The sequence below is a fragment of the Streptomyces sp. NPDC017940 genome, assembly GCF_044328435.1.
In the GTDB taxonomy this organism is placed as follows: domain Bacteria; phylum Actinomycetota; class Actinomycetes; order Streptomycetales; family Streptomycetaceae; genus Streptomyces.
This window is the reverse complement of record NZ_JBIRHJ010000008.1, coordinates 27668-43738: the sequence shown is the minus strand read 5'-3', so window position 1 is coordinate 43738 and position 16071 is coordinate 27668. Positions and strand designations below refer to the sequence as shown.

15 protein-coding genes are annotated in these 16071 nt (G+C 63.0%); 10 read left to right on the top strand and 5 right to left on the bottom strand.

Annotated elements, in window-relative coordinates:
* Positions 1-19: 19 nt before the first annotated feature.
* The 8 genes from ACH4DX_RS26525 (at position 20) to ACH4DX_RS26490 (ending at position 10305) form a co-directional block, all read left to right on the top strand.
* Positions 20-967, top strand: coding sequence for an XRE family transcriptional regulator (locus ACH4DX_RS26525; RefSeq protein ID WP_398157033.1), 948 nt, complete (start codon positions 20-22; stop codon positions 965-967).
* 10 nt (positions 968-977) lie between these two features.
* Complete coding sequence (locus ACH4DX_RS26520) at positions 978-1460, top strand: NUDIX domain-containing protein (RefSeq protein ID WP_398157032.1); 483 nt, start codon at positions 978-980, stop codon at positions 1458-1460.
* 525 nt (positions 1461-1985) lie between these two features.
* The gene (locus ACH4DX_RS26515) at positions 1986-3320 is read left to right on the top strand and encodes a DNA cytosine methyltransferase (RefSeq protein ID WP_398157031.1); all 1335 of its coding nucleotides are present in this window, start codon (positions 1986-1988) and stop codon (positions 3318-3320) included.
* Positions 3238-4119, top strand: coding sequence for a very short patch repair endonuclease (locus ACH4DX_RS26510; RefSeq protein ID WP_398157030.1), 882 nt, complete (start codon positions 3238-3240; stop codon positions 4117-4119). The genes ACH4DX_RS26515 and ACH4DX_RS26510 overlap by 83 nt, the downstream gene beginning before the upstream one ends.
* A gap of 215 nt (positions 4120-4334) precedes the next feature.
* Positions 4335-6713: an ATP-binding protein gene (locus ACH4DX_RS26505; RefSeq protein ID WP_398157029.1), complete on the top strand. Its 2379-nt coding sequence runs from the start codon at positions 4335-4337 to the stop codon at positions 6711-6713.
* Positions 6710-8383, top strand: a complete 1674-nt coding sequence (locus ACH4DX_RS26500; RefSeq protein WP_398157028.1) for a DEAD/DEAH box helicase — start codon at positions 6710-6712, stop codon at positions 8381-8383. The genes ACH4DX_RS26505 and ACH4DX_RS26500 overlap by 4 nt, the downstream gene beginning before the upstream one ends.
* Complete coding sequence (locus ACH4DX_RS26495) at positions 8383-8973, top strand: hypothetical protein (RefSeq protein WP_398157027.1); 591 nt, start codon at positions 8383-8385, stop codon at positions 8971-8973. The genes ACH4DX_RS26500 and ACH4DX_RS26495 overlap by 1 nt, the downstream gene beginning before the upstream one ends.
* Before the next feature lie 6 nt (positions 8974-8979).
* Positions 8980-10305, top strand: a complete 1326-nt coding sequence (locus ACH4DX_RS26490) for a sigma factor-like helix-turn-helix DNA-binding protein (RefSeq protein ID WP_398157026.1) — start codon at positions 8980-8982, stop codon at positions 10303-10305.
* A 23-nt stretch (positions 10306-10328) separates the two neighbouring features.
* Here the strand turns inward: ACH4DX_RS26490 and ACH4DX_RS26485 are convergent, their stop codons facing one another.
* Positions 10329-11054: a hypothetical protein gene (locus tag ACH4DX_RS26485; RefSeq protein ID WP_398157285.1), complete on the bottom strand. Its 726-nt coding sequence runs from the start codon at positions 11052-11054 to the stop codon at positions 10329-10331.
* On the opposite strand from ACH4DX_RS26485, the gene ACH4DX_RS26480 reads away from it, so the two are divergent.
* Positions 10976-11515, top strand: coding sequence for an HNH endonuclease (locus ACH4DX_RS26480; protein ID WP_398157025.1), 540 nt, complete (start codon positions 10976-10978; stop codon positions 11513-11515). The two genes, ACH4DX_RS26485 and ACH4DX_RS26480, sit on opposite strands and share 79 nt — an antisense overlap.
* A gap of 76 nt (positions 11516-11591) precedes the next feature.
* Here ACH4DX_RS26480 and ACH4DX_RS26475 read toward each other — a convergent pair whose 3' ends face one another.
* The 3 genes from ACH4DX_RS26475 to ACH4DX_RS26465 form a co-directional block, all read right to left on the bottom strand.
* Complete coding sequence (locus ACH4DX_RS26475) at positions 11592-11732, bottom strand: hypothetical protein (protein WP_398157024.1); 141 nt, start codon at positions 11730-11732, stop codon at positions 11592-11594.
* Positions 11733-11739: 7 nt separating this feature from the next.
* Positions 11740-12060: a hypothetical protein gene (locus ACH4DX_RS26470; RefSeq protein ID WP_398157023.1), complete on the bottom strand. Its 321-nt coding sequence runs from the start codon at positions 12058-12060 to the stop codon at positions 11740-11742.
* 566 nt (positions 12061-12626) lie between these two features.
* Positions 12627-13088 (bottom strand): hypothetical protein, encoded by a 462-nt coding sequence (locus ACH4DX_RS26465; protein WP_398157022.1) that lies wholly within the window; start codon positions 13086-13088, stop codon positions 12627-12629.
* A gap of 620 nt (positions 13089-13708) precedes the next feature.
* Here ACH4DX_RS26465 and ACH4DX_RS26460 point away from each other — a divergent pair.
* Positions 13709-14692, top strand: a complete 984-nt coding sequence (locus ACH4DX_RS26460) for an alpha/beta fold hydrolase (RefSeq protein WP_398157021.1) — start codon at positions 13709-13711, stop codon at positions 14690-14692.
* Between the two features lie 53 nt (positions 14693-14745).
* Here ACH4DX_RS26460 and ACH4DX_RS26455 read toward each other — a convergent pair whose 3' ends face one another.
* On the bottom strand, positions 14746-15951 hold the full coding sequence (locus ACH4DX_RS26455; protein WP_398119985.1) for an RICIN domain-containing protein: 1206 nt from the start codon (positions 15949-15951) through the stop codon (positions 14746-14748).
* Positions 15952-16071: the final 120 nt, after the last annotated feature.

The window sequence follows — 16071 nt, the reverse complement described above, 5'->3', positions numbered from 1 at the left end:
CGCTCTGCGTGACGCGCTCATGGACTACAAGCAGCTCACGCCCCTGCTGGGGCTCCCACCCGACGACGAACCGCCGACCCTGGCGGGCTTGCGGGACGTAGTGAGGGAAGCCCTCGACGCCTACCAGGTGTCTCAGTACGGCTTGGCGACGCGACGGCTTCCTCTCGTCCTCGCCGACGCACTCGCGGCCTCCCGTTCGTATTCAGGGCGTGAAGGGGAGGAGGCCCATGCCGAACTCGCCCTGGCCTACAACGGTGCGGCCATGGTGCTGGGCAAGGTCGGGGAGTCGGAACTGGCGTGGATCGCCGCCGACCGCGGCTTGGCGGCAGCGCAACGGAGCGGCCAGAGCACGGTGACAGGCTCGCTCTTCCGCGCGGTCACGCACTGCCTGATGGCCACTGGCCGCTTCACCGCGGCGATCCAGCTGGTGAACGACGCGGCGGCCATCATGCAGCCTGGCCTGGGCAGCGCGAACGACGAATACCTCTCGGTCTACGGCACGCTCTTCCTCGCCGGCGCCATGGCGGCCGCCCGAGCGGAGGACTGTGCGACCACTCAGACCTTCCTCAGCGAAGCGGATGAGGTCGCACAACGACTGGGTGCCGACGCGAACCACCTCTGGACGGCCTTCGGCCCGACCAACGTGGCCATCCACTGCGTCGCGACCGCAGGAGAACTCGGCGACATCCAGATCGCCGCAGACCTCGGGCAGCGCATCGACACCAGCGGCTTGCCTGTAGAACGGCGCGTGAGGCACAGCCTGGAAGTCGCCCGAGCCCTCAGCGCCTGGAACCGGACCGACGAGGCCCTGGCCACGCTGCTGGACGCCGAGCTAGCCGCACCCGAGCAGGTGCGCCACCACTACCTGAGCCGCGAACTGGTCATCGGCTGGATCCGCGGCACCCGAGGCCACCCGTCCCAGCCAATGGCCGACCTGGCTCGTCGGCTCGGCGTGGTCGGCGGTTAGAGTCCGTTCCGTGACCGAGAACGAGCACGAAGCGAAGATGGCCCACCCACGCATGGCCGCCGGCGCGCTCTTCTTCGACGACGCCGACAGGGTCCTGCTCGTCGAGCCGTCGTACAAGGATTACCGCGACATCCCTGGTGGCTACGTCGAGAACGGCGAGTCGCCGCTGCAAGCGTGCGTGCGCGAAGTCCATGAGGAACTGGGCATCAAGCCCGCCATCGGGCGGCTGCTCGTCGTGGACTGGGCGCCGAACCCGGGAGAGGGAGACAAGGTTCTCTATCTTTTCGACGGGGGCCTTCTCACGGTAGATGAGTGCCAGCGCATCGAGCTTCGGGTTGAAGAGCTCCGCGGGTACGCGTTCCACCACCTGGGAGAGTTGGCGGCACTCACCATCCCCCGACTGGTGCGCCGCATCACCGCTGGTGTTCAGGCGCGCGCCAACGGTGTGACCTCCTATTTGGAGCACGGAACGTCGGCGGAGGCGGCTCGATAAGGCGGGAACACCACCCGCATGTGCGCAGCCGCGACACGGACGGGCGGTCTGCGTCTCCCACGCCAAAGTTGCGATGCTCACGGCTAATGGTGGTCGAGATGCGCCTGCTGTGCGCCTGTGGCCAGCATCCTGGCGACAGCTATGCCAGGCGCTCATCGGCCTCTGACCTTGTTGCGGCGCTCGATCTAGCCCGCGTAACTGTTGCGGCGTCTTACCGGCGGCGGTGGCGGGGCAGTCCCTGGAGATGAGTCCGGCGGTCGCCTACTAGCCGGAGTTCGCGAATGCGATCCCTATTGGGGATATGGATATGCGGGTCAGACCTCAAAAGGGGCGATGGCTATCCCGGCCATCGATAGTGGGTGTGTTGAGCCCCATCTCTCAAGGGTGTTGGTGATCTATTCGATGGGCTCATCTCCTCGGCTAGACAAGGAAGTTGGAAACATCGACTGGCCCTTCCTTCCGTGATGCCGTAAGGTGACAAGCTCCGCGGGAAGCTTTTGTATACAAGATCGACGGGGAGTCAGGATGGGGCGCACATCGGTGGAGCTGTTCGCCGGCGGGGGCGGCCTCGCGCAAGCCGCAGCGAGAGCTGGCTTCCGTCCTCTGCTCATGAACGAGTTCGCGAGCCGTGCGTGCGAGTCGCTCGAGTCCAATACACTCCACGGGCATCCCGTGGCGTACGAGGTCCAGCGGTTCGAGGTGGGCGACATGTTGCCCATCCCTGGCACGGACGACCCCATCCCCTTGGTTGCAGGGCCGATCCAGAAGCTGGACATGGAGTACCTCCAGGGTCAGGGGGTCGACCTCCTGGCAGGTGGCCCTCCTTGCCAGCCGTTCAGCCTCGGCGGCAACTCAAAGGGCGACGAAGATAAGCGCGACATGTTCCCGGAGATGTTTCGTGCGATCCGCGCGATCCGACCAAAGGCCGTTATCTGCGAGAACGTACTAGGGCTCCTCCGGGACTCATTTAGGCCGTATTTTGACTACATCAAGCGGGAACTTGAACTCCCTTTCGTTGAGCGTAAAGATGGCGCCAGTTGGCAAGAACATAACGCTGCGCTAAAGAGGCAGCTAAGAACTGGAAACACGCCAGAATCTGAACGCTATAGGGTTATCGTAACCCGCGTAAACGCGGCGGATTACGGTGTTCCTCAGATTCGAGAGCGAGTGATCATCGTTGCTTTTCGGTCTGATCTAAATGTCGATATTGAGGCGTTTAAGCAATCTATCAAGCCGCGTTATTCTGAGACTGCGCTCATCGCATCTTTCCAGAATGGGACGTATTGGGGACGGCATCCGACCGTGCCACAACATGTCAAGAAGCAAGTAATGGAACGCGTCGCCCCACCGCTTCCATTCGATGATGACGAGGCGAGCCTGGAGGATTCCCTGCCGTGGCGCACTTTGAGGGATGCGTTGCAGGGAATCAGGGAAGGGGAGGGGCCGCTCCCTTACGTTCCCATGAATAAGCTGGACCGGAAAACAACGCACGGCGGATTCGTAGATCACATCGGGTGGCCTGATGGACAGATCTACGCTGGTCACACCCCTAATGATCTAGACCGTCCTGCCAAGACCGTAAAAGCAGGAGTGCATGGCGTCGCTGGCGGTGAATTGGTGATGTACCTCGACCGCCGCAAGAAGGTACCAAAGGAACTCGGGAGCTACCGGCGGCTGCACAGGTACATGACCGTTCGTGAAGTTGCCCGTGTGATGACATTCCCGGACGATTGGGTTTTGAAAGGCCCTCGCGGGGAAAAGATGCGACAACTGGGGAATGCGGTTCCTGTCATGTTGGGGGAAGTATTCACCACAGCGGTCTCCCAGGCACTGGATCTCGCTGAGGATAGCCATGGATAGGAACTCCAGGAACACGCAGAGCCGGTGGAAGAATCAACTTCCCCGAGAGCTTGCGTGGAAGCGGAACGAGGAGGCCACTCCTCACGAAGAACAGGACCGCGCGGCGGGAGGTCGACAACGGCGCTTTGTGGACTTGGGGAATAACGGCCGCGCACGAGCTTCGATTCGTTTGACGGTACGGGCCAACAATCGTCGAATCCGCGCGACTCTACGCTGGTCTGACCAAGGGAAGACGAGGGAGCGTTACCTCGGTGAGGTAAGCCACTCCACTCGGGATGAGAATTTGGTGGAAGCCTGGCGTATGGCTCGCGAAGCAGGTCACCTCGCTGAACCGGAGAGGGATCATGCCCCCCACCCGACAACGAGTTCCTGGGCAACGTCGAAAGCAACCCGCGCGGTGATGCAGGGTAACCGCGGTAGAGACACCAAGCCAGAGCTGCTGCTGAGGTCGCTCCTCCACCGCCGCGGCCTGAGGTATCGAGTGAACGCGCGCCCGATCGCGGACCTTCGACGTACCGCAGACATTCTCTTTCCCACAGAGCGCGTCGCGGTCTTCGTCGATGGATGTTTTTGGCATGGGTGCCCAGAACACCACAGACCGTCGACCAGGAACGCCGGGTTCTGGCAGGACAAGATCGATGGCAACAGGCAGCGAGACTCCGAAACCACCACCATCCTCAGCAGGAACGGTTGGACTGTGGTGCGCGTGTGGGAGCACGAGGACGTTGCGGAGGCTTGCGAACGCGTCGCCTGTGCCGTCGCGGAGCGGCGCGTGTCAGCCGCGCACCGCGGCGGCTGAGGAGCGGGCGCCGCGGTACGAACACCGTTGACCTGGCACAACACGCGTCCCCCACACAGCATTCCCAGAACGTCAAGTGCACTGTCAGTGACGTCCCGTAGCATCTCCTCCAAACGCGGGACGCTGACGTACGGCGCGGCCATCGGGGCCGTGCCCAGACGAAGGCCGCTCTCGCGCTGGTGTCATTTGAACCGAGCTGCGAGGAGAGACAAGACTTGAAGATCACTCCGTCCGCGCGAGTGCTGCGCATGCTGGGGGAGATTGAGTTCGATGAGTGGCAATGTATCGCCGAACTCACCGACAACGCCTTCGACGACTTCGCTGAGATCCTCCGTGCTGGCCAACCCTGGGCCGGCGGGTACAAGGTGAGTGTCTCGTTGCCGAGTAACTCGATAAAATCCTCTGATGCACAGGTCATCGTCTCGGATAACGGCCGCGGCATGAGTTACGAGACCTTGGAACGATCTGTTCGAGCTGGATGGTCAAGCAACAACCAGTTCGACAAGCTCGGACTGTTCGGCATGGGATTCAACGTCGCGACGGCCCGACTTGGCCGCCGTACGCGGGTCTTGACTACTCGTCAAGGTGATACGCAGTGGATCGGTGTTGAGATTGATCTTGACCGGATTGGCGATGACTTCGAAGCCGAGGACATCACCCTTCCGAAGAACGATCCAAATGAGCACGGAACGCGGGTTGAGATCAGTCGCCTCAACGATCGGCGCGCTGACTGGCTCCGTCGGAACGCCACCAACCTTCGAAACACGTTGGGGCGGACCTACTCCTGGATTCTGGACAACAGGCCCTTCGAGCTCTGGGTACAGGGGGTCAGGGTCCTGCCTCGGCGGCATTGCCGATGGGGTGACGATCGCTACGTCACGTACGGAAGCGGCGTGAACGCCGAGAGGATTCCCGCCTACATCCCCATCGACGAGAAACTGGCGGATGCGGAGGCGTGCCTGGATTGTGGACATTGGCAGACCCCCGGGAAAGAGGCATGCGAGCAGTGTGAAGGGGATCGACTCTCCCGGCGTGAACGCAGAATCCATGGCTGGCTTGGTGTTCAGCGCCATTTGGACAAGCGCGAATTCGGGATCGACTTCCTCCGGAATGGTCGCAAGATCCTTCAATGGGATAAGCAGCTGTTCACTTGGCATAACCCAGATGCTCCGTTCGGGGCGGAAGAGCCAGAATATCCGATCGAGCTCGCCAACCAGGGTGGCCGACTGATTGGCGAGATCCATCTTGATCACGTTCCGGTGACCTACCAGAAGGATGCCTTCGAGTACAGCGACCGGAGTTGGCGTTCGGCAGTGGAGCTCCTTCGAGGCGCGGGTCCACTTCAGCCAAAGCGGGCGAAGCAGCTGGAGTATCCGGAGAACGCCAGTGCGCTGGGTCGGCTCTTCAAGGGATTCCGGCGGAACCAGGTAGGAATTCGTTGTCTGATTCCTGGAGATGGCTCGAAACCAATTCACGCGGAGACAAGGCGATGGGCTGGCTTGTTTCACGCCGGCGATCCTGACTATCAGTCCGACCAGCGTTGGTGGGATGCTGTCGCCTATCACGAGGAGCGCAACAAACAGGGGAAGCACGAACAGATCAAGCACAGCTCTCCTGAGCAGGCTGATGAGCAGGCAGTGCTCGATGCGCTTGGCTTCTCGTCTCCCACGCTTGAAATCTCGGGTGAGACGGAAGATTCTGCGAGCGAAGGGGAGTCAGATAGTGATTCCACCTCTCAGTCCGGGTCGGCTGAAGAGCAGGAAATCAAAGAAACAAAGCAGGAGCGCATCGCGCGCTACATGCGATCTTCCGTCGTTCTTCCGGAGCTGACCCGTGAGTTCGGGCAGTCTCAGCTGGGATTCCTGGCCGTGGAAGCGCGACGCATGATGGCGGACGAGCTCGTGGATGATGACGGCCGTCCTATGCCGGTGCTGCTGCTGCAAGGAGCTGGAAGCACGGCAACGGCATTCATTGACCTTGAGCAGGAGATCTTCAAAACCTACGGTACTGAACCTGCGGATCTGATCCTTTCGGAACTTGCGGCACTACTCAAGGTGCGTGCCGATAGCTCGTTGAGTCCTTCTCAGATCATTGCGATCTTGAGGCGTTCCTCTCTGCCGGATAGCGCGTTGAGTCTCGATTCGGTCAGGGCGGACTCGCGCGAACTGCTGAACGAGATCAGGGGGCGCATGTGTGGCGCTGTAGATCTGGGGGACCCGAATGTTGCGTACCAGCATCTTGACACGGACGAATACACGGCGACCGAAAGTGAAATGATCGCGAGGGGGCTCATCACTAAGACCAGCGACTTGGGAAAGGATGGAGAATTCCTCCTCTATGCGCCGCCGTTGTTTCTGCCTAAGGTCCTGGAGTCGGAACCCGAGCTATTCATGGACGGAAAGGTGTTTCGTGGCCCTTACGAGACGGTTTCCTCGCCGTCCGCTCGCCGTCTCAGCCTCGCCCGGGTCACGGGGTACCTCTCAGATGTTGCCATGCTCGTTAGTCTCAACGGCGGGATCGGAGCAAGCCAGTTGAAGCGAACTCGCATTAGCGTTCAACTTTTGAGCGACGAAATGGCAGGGGAGGAGGGGTGAGCGAGGAAGGGTTTCTGTCTGTAGGCGCCTTGCTCGCCGGTGGACCCTACGGACTCCCGCATGCTCTTGAACGCACCCTCTGGTATCTGGGTTTCAATGACGTTCGTGTAGTCGACGGCAGCGGGGATGAAGGCGCAGATCTTCTGGCCGTACGTGACCGCGAGCAATGGGTCTTTCAATGCAAGTGGAAGAGCCGGGGGACGATTGACCGGAGCGGAATCGATGATGCTGAACGCGCGCGCACTCGTTATCGCGCAGACAGGACCGTTCTGGTCACGAACACCGGTCTGAACAGAACAGCCGAGGCTCGCAGGCAAGCTTTGGCTAGCGTTGGCGTCAACATCGCGGTATGGAATGGCCCCACTCTGATCAGCATCTGGGATCGCATGCCCGATTTTGCGCCCAGTCGGTATGATCCACGGGACTATCAGCGCACCGCGATCGAGGCGATCGAGAAAGATCTTTGGGGAAGCGGTCGTGCCCTGCTGGTCCTAGCTACCGGGCTCGGCAAGACGGTTGTTGGAGGGGAGGTGATCCGTCGCTTCTTGGCGAATCATCCAACCGCCAAGGTCTTGGTGGTCGCCCACATGAAGGATCTGGTCGAACAGCTGGAACGGGCCTTGTGGCGCCACTTGGACAAGGACACGCCCACGCGGCTGCTCACGGGTGACGCGCGGCCGGCCGCGCACGACGGCGTTCTGGTCGGAACCGTCGAGTCGGTTCTTGGCGCCGTACAAACGGGCTACCGTCCAGACCTCATCATGATCGATGAGACGCACCACGTAGGCGAGAGCGGAAGGTTTGCACAGCTGCTGGATCTGTGTGGTGATGCGTTGACCTTTGGCGTAACAGCGACACCTTGGCGTGGGGACAAGTTCGACATCACCGACCGCTTCGGACCTGCGAGCTTCACGATGAGCATCGCGGAGGGGATGTCAGCTGGCTATCTCTCCGCTGTCGATTACCGCCTGTTCGTGGACAACATCGACTGGGCTGTGGTCAAGGAGGCGAGTGAACACGGTTACTCCATCAAGGAGTTGAACAGGTCGCTCTTTCTTCCGCAGCGGGATGAAGAGATCATTGATCGCTTCCGCGAAGCTTGGCGGGCTACCTCAGATCCGCGTGCGATCCTCTTCTGCCAGACGATCGAACACGCAGAGCGTATGGCCTCGCTGCTGGCTGCTGCGGACTCCGCCTGGAGGAATGCTTCATTCCTCCACAGCGGGATTCCACGTCAGCGCCGTCAGATCCTGCTCAACGAGTTCAGGTTGGGCAGGGTGCCGATTATTACGTGCGTAGATGTGTTCAATGAGGGTGTGGACGTACCCGATGTGAACCTCATCGGCTTCCTGCGAGTGACCCACAGTCGGCGCATCTTCGTTCAACAGCTCGGCCGCGGTCTTCGGCTGAGTCCGGGAAAGCGGTCGCTGAAGGTCCTCGACTTCGTTACCGACATTCGGCGGGTCGCTGCGACATTGAACCTACGGCGGTCACTTGAAACCGAGGAGACGGAGAGTCTGAGGCTTCGTTCTTCCCAAGGCTCGCGGATTGAGTTCAATGACGAGACCGTAGGGACCCTCCTCGACCATTGGGTTAAGGACGCGGCAAGCCTGGAGACAGCAGCCGACGAAGTTAAGTTGCAATTTCCGCCACGCGGGGGGATCCACTGATGACCAATGATATCCCGAAGGAAATCAAGGAAAGCGTGAGTCGGCGAGTTTATGCGCAGGCGCATGCCAGGGACTGGACCCGGTTGCCGGCTGCTGAGCGATCATTGATCTATGACCAGTGGGTCGATGCCCCTGACGTCGGTGGGAAGTTGATCCAGTACAGGGGGACGCCGTCTCGAGTCAGGCACTGGCTCAAGGATGGACCGATGAAGGAGTACGCCAGAGCGATCTATGGTGTTGGGACGTATGCCTCCTACGTACCGGATCCTTCGGCCGGGGTCGTCGCCGTGATCGAGAAGGCGCTGGGAGAGGGATGGGCCCCGGTCCCTGGGACTCAGAGGACCAAGCCGCTTCGTATCACCGTATCGAGTGGTGAGGAGGAGAAGAATTTCGCATGGGCCGATGACTCAAAGCAGCTAAAGCACCTGGTTTGGGCGGCCCTCCGTGCCGAGGCTAATGGTGTTCCAAATCCGTGGATTCTGTGCTTGGTGGAGATGTTCGAGGCGCCGATTCCCGCAGAGGAGAAGGCCGAGCACATCCGAATTGGCGAGCGGGCTGGCCTCCTAGTCAAACATGTGAGTCTGGGGTGACGAAGCATGGCTGAGAGTGACGGTTGGGACAGTGAAGTTTGGTCCCTGCTCAATGAACGTGAACGAGACATTCTTGCGCGACGCCACAGCGGGCAATCGCTTTCAACCATCGGTGCTGTGCATCGAGTGACGAGGGAGAGGGCACGTCAGATCCTCCTGAAAGCCGATCAGGAATGTGCCCAGTTGGCCGATATGTTCGGGGGCTCCTGGCGGGAGCGTGTGCATGGGCGGTTGAAGTCCCGCCCAGCGGTTCCGGACGCCGAACTCGCTGATGAGATTGGTGATTTCAGGGGCGGGGTGTTGCGCAGCTCTCTGCTCCGAGCGATGGGGCTGACTCACCCCAGCAGCTGGGCCGGCGAGCTCGTGGAACTGTGGACTTCCAACAAGGAGGCACTGGGGGAGCTCATTCAGAAGCTGCTGGCGCAGGCTCCATACCACCCAGGTGAACTCGAGGAACTCGCGCTGGCGTTGGGGATTCCGGGAGGTTCTCCTCTTGAGCAGATCTTGACTCACTCGCGAAGCCCTCTCGTCCGCTCCCAGGATGGAGCATGGCTCCGCCGCAATGCCCGTCATCGCGATGCCGCGTACCTATGGCTATCAAAGCAGGGCGAGCCCCGCAGGGTGGAAGATATTCGCGGGGCCATCCGAGCTAAGAGTGATGCCGCGGTACGTGAAGGGCTTCGACGCGACGAACGATTCATACTGCTCAGGGCCGAGCGTGTATGGGCGCTGGTGGAATGGCCTCTCCCTCAAGGGAGTCATCACGCGAATGCCTTGGATGCCGTAATTGAGGTGGTGACCGAACACGGGCCCATCACGCGGAAGGCGCTATTCGCGGAGGTTACCCAACGCTACCCGGTTAGTCCTGCGCGCCTATCGCAGTGCCTGATCAGTAGCCAGCTTGGTCGCACGCCAGAAGATTTGATTGATCTTTCTGAGCGGGGTGCGAAACCAATGGAGGAAAAGGAGCCTCGTAGACCAGGGAACATGGCTGTTGATCCCTCGGGGCATGTAATTGGGGTCAGGCTATCCGTTGACAAGGAGATCCTGCGCGGGAGCGGTCTTATTGTCCACTCATGGCTCACTTGGCGCTTGGGTCTACGTCTTGCGCCAATGACCAAGACTTTCACGTTCGATGATGGTGTGGGCGAGCTTAGGGTGAGTCGCAATACCAGCGCGGCGCAGTTGTCTAGCATGAGGCAAAGAGTCTTGTCATTGGGTATGGGGTTCGGCTGTCATTTTGTTACCCTTCTTCGCCTCGACGCCTCAACAGTCTCAATTCGTCATGTATGTGAAGAATGGGCATGTCCGGCGGCTACTCCTGTCGATTGATCAGTGTGTGCGGCTGAGCCGCATCATTCGTCATGGTCGGCTGGATAGCCAATCTTTGAAAGATCGAGCCATCTTTCAAAGTGGGTTCGCTTAGAAAATTTCTCAAGTATAAGCGCCGCGAGTCGATTAGACTCGATTATAGAGGGAGCCTCAATCGCCAGGAATTCAGATCGCTCGGGATCCACATAAAAGCTACATCCGGTAGCTGAGAGCAATGGCTTGAGCCAGTGGGCGCGCTCCTCATCCAAGGCAGCGAATACTACAGGCTGACGCGCCCATGGGTTTTGGGTGGCATGCCCCCTGCAGCTTGCTACCGGAACGCCGCCTATAGTTGAAAGTGCGTGTGTGAGACCAGAAACCCCGAGGTCCAAACCGTCTAGCGGGGACACGTATTCATCCGGGTCTTCCGGTAGCTCCGTGATGTGTTTAACCAGTTCCCCGTAGAGATTTCCCTCCAGTGAGTCGCCCACTTCGCCGGACTCAAGGAGTTTTGAGATCTGCTCGAAAAGTAGAAGGGAACTGGAGAGGGTGTCGGTGACGCTAATGTATTTCTGTTCGGTCGAGACAACGGCGAGTGCATCCTGCGGCGAGACCCCTAGGATCATCCAGACGTCCTGAAAGAAGCCGATGCCTTCATCCTCTGGTATTTCATGCTCGGAGGGCACCCAGAATGCGGCCTCTTGGGGAATTTCTGACGAATTGCCCGAATTGCCCCGCAAGATCATCCTGTCTCCCCGTTCCACAGTCACGTCAACGGTTTAATGCTGCCGGTAGTGCCTCTTTCTGGCAAGGACGGGCAGCCCGGTCGGGTATTAGAATTGGCCACCTACGTCTCTCGTTGGATTATTTGGCCTGGCTCTTGGAGTGCTCGCCGACGGGCCGCAGGGAGGCGCGGATGCGAAGGCGTGTTGGCCAAGAGGCGTTCCGTGCACGGCTGTTTCGAGAGCAGGGCGAAGTGTGCGCCTTCGCGGGCCCAACGTCGGCCGACGCTCTGGAAGCGGCTCACCTCTACAGCTACGCCGAGAGTGGCGAGCACCACGAGTACGGCGGACTGCTCCTGCGCAGTGACATCCACAGGCTCTTCGATCTCGGCCATATCGCGGTGGACGTGGCCTCCGGGCGGTGCAGCTGCGACCTGAACATCGGGTCTGGCTTGATGCCCATTGGCTCGGCAAGCGCCCGCGACGATCTACCGCCTACCCCACGATAGTGCGCCTCCTTCGGGTCCGGGCCAGCCAGGCCCAGCGGGTGAGGGCGCCGACGACGAGAGAGGCGAGGATGGCACCCTAGTCGATGACGTGAGGGAGGCCGGGGAAGAAGGCGAAGAACGCGAGCGAGGCTGCGGCGCCGATGGCGAAGGCGATGATGCCGGCGCGGCGGTGCTTCGCTTCCTGGACGGGGTCCTGGGACGAGGCCTCGGGGGTCATGTGCGGCTCACTTGGTGATGTGGTGGCACTGGCTGACTCGCCGCACACCGTTGACATAGAGGTGAGCGCACGCCTTGCCGTAGTGGGGGAGCTTCTGCGGGGCGTTGTTCCGCATCGGGTCGATCTTGCACTCCGTGTGGGTCCTGCCCCTGGAGGTGCGATACGTCCTGTTGCTGGTGTCCGCGTACGTGAAGTCGATGCGCCAGTTGCAGAAGCCGCTGTTCAGAGCGCCGACGAAACCGCAGTCGACGCCGGCGTTCTGGTAGGTGATGCTCTTGCCGTCGCTGCGGATGATGTGGGTAAACACGCAGCCTGTCGGGACCTTCATGGTGACGCCTCCGACTTGGTAATCGAAGGTGGCGACGGGAGTGGTACCGATGGCGGTGGCGTGTGCGGCTGATGGAGATAAGACGGCGAGTGCCGCCGTCGTAACAAGAGTTGCGATGGTTCGGGCTGTGAAGAGCATGGCCATGAGCGGCTCCCTTTTCGACGGTGTGTGCCGAGATCGGGAACTCCAGGCGCTGACTCGAGGTTCTGCGTCGAAGAGCAGCCCACCACGATGAGTGATCAGCAGACTGGTGGGCTGACCAGCTGCGATCATCTGCTCCGGCGCCGACTCCATGCGTGAGCGATGCGTGAGCGGACGGGGAAGCACGTGTTGGATCACGCGGCACGGGCGGATGGGACACCACGCTTCTGGCCAGGTACGACAGGACCTGGCGGGCAGTCACGGCACCACCCGTCACGATCTTGTAGGCCCTCGTAATGCGTAGGTCTCGGGTTCGAATCCCGAAGGCGGCTCTCTTGAACCCCAGGTCGGATCCAATCTGGCCTGGGGTTTTGTCGTTCGGTGGGAGGGGCGGCGGTGAGGGGAGCGGGCCGTGCGGGACGGGATCAGGTGCCGGTGCGGCGGGGGGAGCGGCGGTGCACATGGGCGGTCGCGGCCTTCCGTAGTGCCGTATGGGTGTCCCTTGTGCGCTCCCGCCCGACTGTCAGGGCGGTTTCGACGTGCTCGGCGAAGCGGCCTTCCGTGGCTTGGCCGACGTCGATGTGACTCAGCTCTACCGCTGCCCAGAGCGCTGCCGAAGCAGCTTCGACGAGCTGCGGATCGGCCGTGACGAGGCTGAGCCTGTCGAAGGCGTTGGTGATCTCGGACCGGGCTCGAAAGCGAGTGGCGCGTGTCTCCCGGGTGTCCTGTTCGCCGTCCCGAATGTCGGCGATCAGAAGCCAATGCGCCTCCCGGTACGTCATCACCGCGCTGAGCAGCTGTTGAACGGCCTCGGCGATCTGCTGTCGCTGCTGTTCCCTGCGCGCCCGACGATCGGTCAGGATTTGCGTGGCGCTCGCCAGCGCCACGCCGCCGAGTGTGCCCAGTACGGCAATGACGGTCCCCCACATGCGTCCCCCTGAATCTCCACGGGCTTCAGTTCCAGACGCAGTCTGGACGCAACCACGCCCATTGACACGGGCGATAGAGATATCGAACCGGGGCCAAGGGCGGGGCAGGTAGGTGGCCTGGCGGAAGGGCTCGGGCAGTGTGCTCAGGGGGTCACGGCCGCACAGCGGTCGGCTCGGCCGGCCTCCACCCCCGGCGGGGCCGGTCGGCCGTCAAGGGGTGGGGCGCGACCCGGCATCTGCCCGGGCCGCGCCCCACCCGTCTGCCCGGGGGGCCACGCGGGCTGTGCCCCGTCAGGGGCGCGAGGAACTGCGCGCTCAGCGTGCGACAAGCCGCAGGCGCGTTTGCTGGGCAGCTGCGCAGGCGCGTCTGCGGGTGTTTGTGGGCTGGTCACGCAGTTCCCCGCGCCCCTAAAACCCCGGCGGGTGTGCCCCCTCAAGGGCGTAAGGAACTGCGTGATGGTCGGGCGCAGTGGAGCCGCAGGTTGTGGGTTTGCCGGAGTGGCAACAAGGGTGGGGGGTGGGGGCGGTCCCGTGGAGACTGGGGGAGGTGGCCCGGGTGGGCTGCGGGGGAGGGGACCATGCGCGCACTTGACGTCACGCACCGGCTGGTGGAGCTGCCCGGCAGCCCGGGGGTCGAGATCCACGCGGTGGAGCAGGGCAGCGGCCCCCTGGTGCTCCTGGTGCACGGCTTCCCCGAGACCTGGTACTCCTGGCGAAGCCAACTCCCGGCGCTCGCGGCAGCCGGCCACCGCGCCGTGGCGATCGACGTACGCGGATACGGCCGCTCGTCGAAGCCCGAGGACACCGCCGCGTACGGCATGCTCGCCCACGTCGCCGACAACGTGGGCGTGGTGCGGGCCCTCGGCGAGGACACCGCCGTCGTGGTGGGCCACGACTGGGGCTCCCCCATCGCCGCGAACTCCGCCCTCCTGCGCCCCGACGTCTTCCGCGCGGCCGCCCTGATGAGCGTGCCGTACGCCCCCCGCGGCGGCCCCCGCCCCACCGACGCGTTCGCCGCCATCCCCGGCGACGAGGAGTTCTACGTCAGCTACTTCCAGGAGCCCGGCCGCGCCGAGGCCGAGATGGAACCGGACGTACGCGCCTGGCTCGCGGGCTTCTACGCGGCGCTGTCCGGCGACACCATGCCGCCCCCCGACGCCCCCGCCCTGCACTTCGTGCCCAAGGGCGGCCGGATGTCCGACCGCATGCCCCGCGACGGACGCCGCCCGCAGTGGCTCTCCGAGGCGGACCTGGACGCGTACGCCGCCGAGTTCGAGCGCGGCGGCATGCGCGGCCCGCTCGCCAGGTACCGCAACATGGACCGCGACTGGGCCGACCTCGCCGCCTGGGACGGCGCCCCCCTCACCTGCCCTTCCCTGTTCGTCGCGGGCGACCTCGACCCGTCCCTGACGTGGCTCTCCGCCGCCCTCGACGCCTACCCCGCGACCCTCCCCGGCCTGCTCTCCTCGCACATACTCAAGGGCTGTGGCCACTGGGTGCAGCAGGAGCGGGCCGAGGAGGTCAACGAGATCCTGGTGGACTGGCTGCGGCAGGTCGGCTGACTGCCGCCGCGCCCGCCGGTTACCTCCCCGCCGGTTACCTCCACACCCGTCGGCTACATCCACACCCCGCCGAGGAACGGGTAGGCGTCGGTGAGCCTGGTCGCGCCCTGGACCAGTTTGCCCGCGCTGACGATCACGAACTCGTCGCCCTTGACGAGGAAGAAGTGCATCTCGTCGTCGAAGGGCGCGGAGGTGACGGTGTCCAGGCCGGTCAGGAAGTCGACGGGCGCGTGCTCCAGGCGGAACTCCCCGGCGTGGTTGCCCCGCGGGTCGAGCAGCGTGGCCCCCTCGTCGTAGAAGAGCGCGATCTTCTCGCCCTTGGTGTCGGCGGTGGTCGCCGCCCTGATCGGCCGGGGCTCGCTCTCGTCCGTGAGCAGCGAGAGCGAGGTGCGGCTCGCCGAGCGCTCCGAGAACTCCACCAGGCCGTCGTGGATCACCGCGGCGTGCGTGTTGCTGCTGCCCCTGCGGGCGTTCAGGACGTCCTCCTTGCGGGAGAAGCCCGTGGGCAGCTGCGGGAACTGCTCAGTGATCTTCTTGGGGCCCGACTCGATGCCGAGCCGCGGCGAGAAGCGGATGAACTCGTCCCCGCGGAAGCCGTCGAAGCGCAGATACGGCGCCCTCGGGTCGGGCACCGTCTTCGCCATCGTCTCGAACACACCGCCGCCCGCGTCCAGGATGCCCTTGAGCGCCGACGTGATCACGTTCCCCGGCGTCGCCAGGGTGCCCGGCGACACCACCCGTGCCGTCAGCGCGTCGAACGCCTTCGACTCACCCCGGTCCTCCACCCGCTCCAGCGCCCACACCTGCGTGCCCCGGTCGTCCTCCACCTCGGGCTCCGCCTGCTCCAGCTCGGCGTTCGCCTCCAAGCGGTCACCGCGCACCGCCAAGTGCTTGCCGCTGTGCACGTTCACCCACACGAAGCGGTCCTCGAGTATGTGCTCGGGCCGCCACAACTGCGTGAGCAGCAGGTCCTCCCGGGACTCCGGCGGGCACTGCTGCACCGCCGCGCCCGCCCTGCCCCTGTTCACCAAGATGTCCATGCGCAGGGTGCTGTGGACGTTCTGGAGCGTCCACGCACCCTCCCTCGCGCTGTGCGGCTTCACGTGCCAGAACTGCCGGTGCCGCTCCGTGCCCTCGGCGTGCAGCTCCTCCAGCACGACCTTCGCACCCTGCTTCGCCCCTCCTCCCGGCTGCACCCCCGCGTACAGTCCGCTCGCCTCGTTCTTGATGAGGTAGATGCCCTCAGACAGTGCCGCCACGGTCGACCTCCCGGAACGTCGGGTCGGGCACGCACCCTGCGGTGCGCTGCGGCTCAGCCTAGGAGGGGCGCCCTGATTCCGATACGGCCCTGTTTCGGCCGCTATTGCCCTGTCAACTAC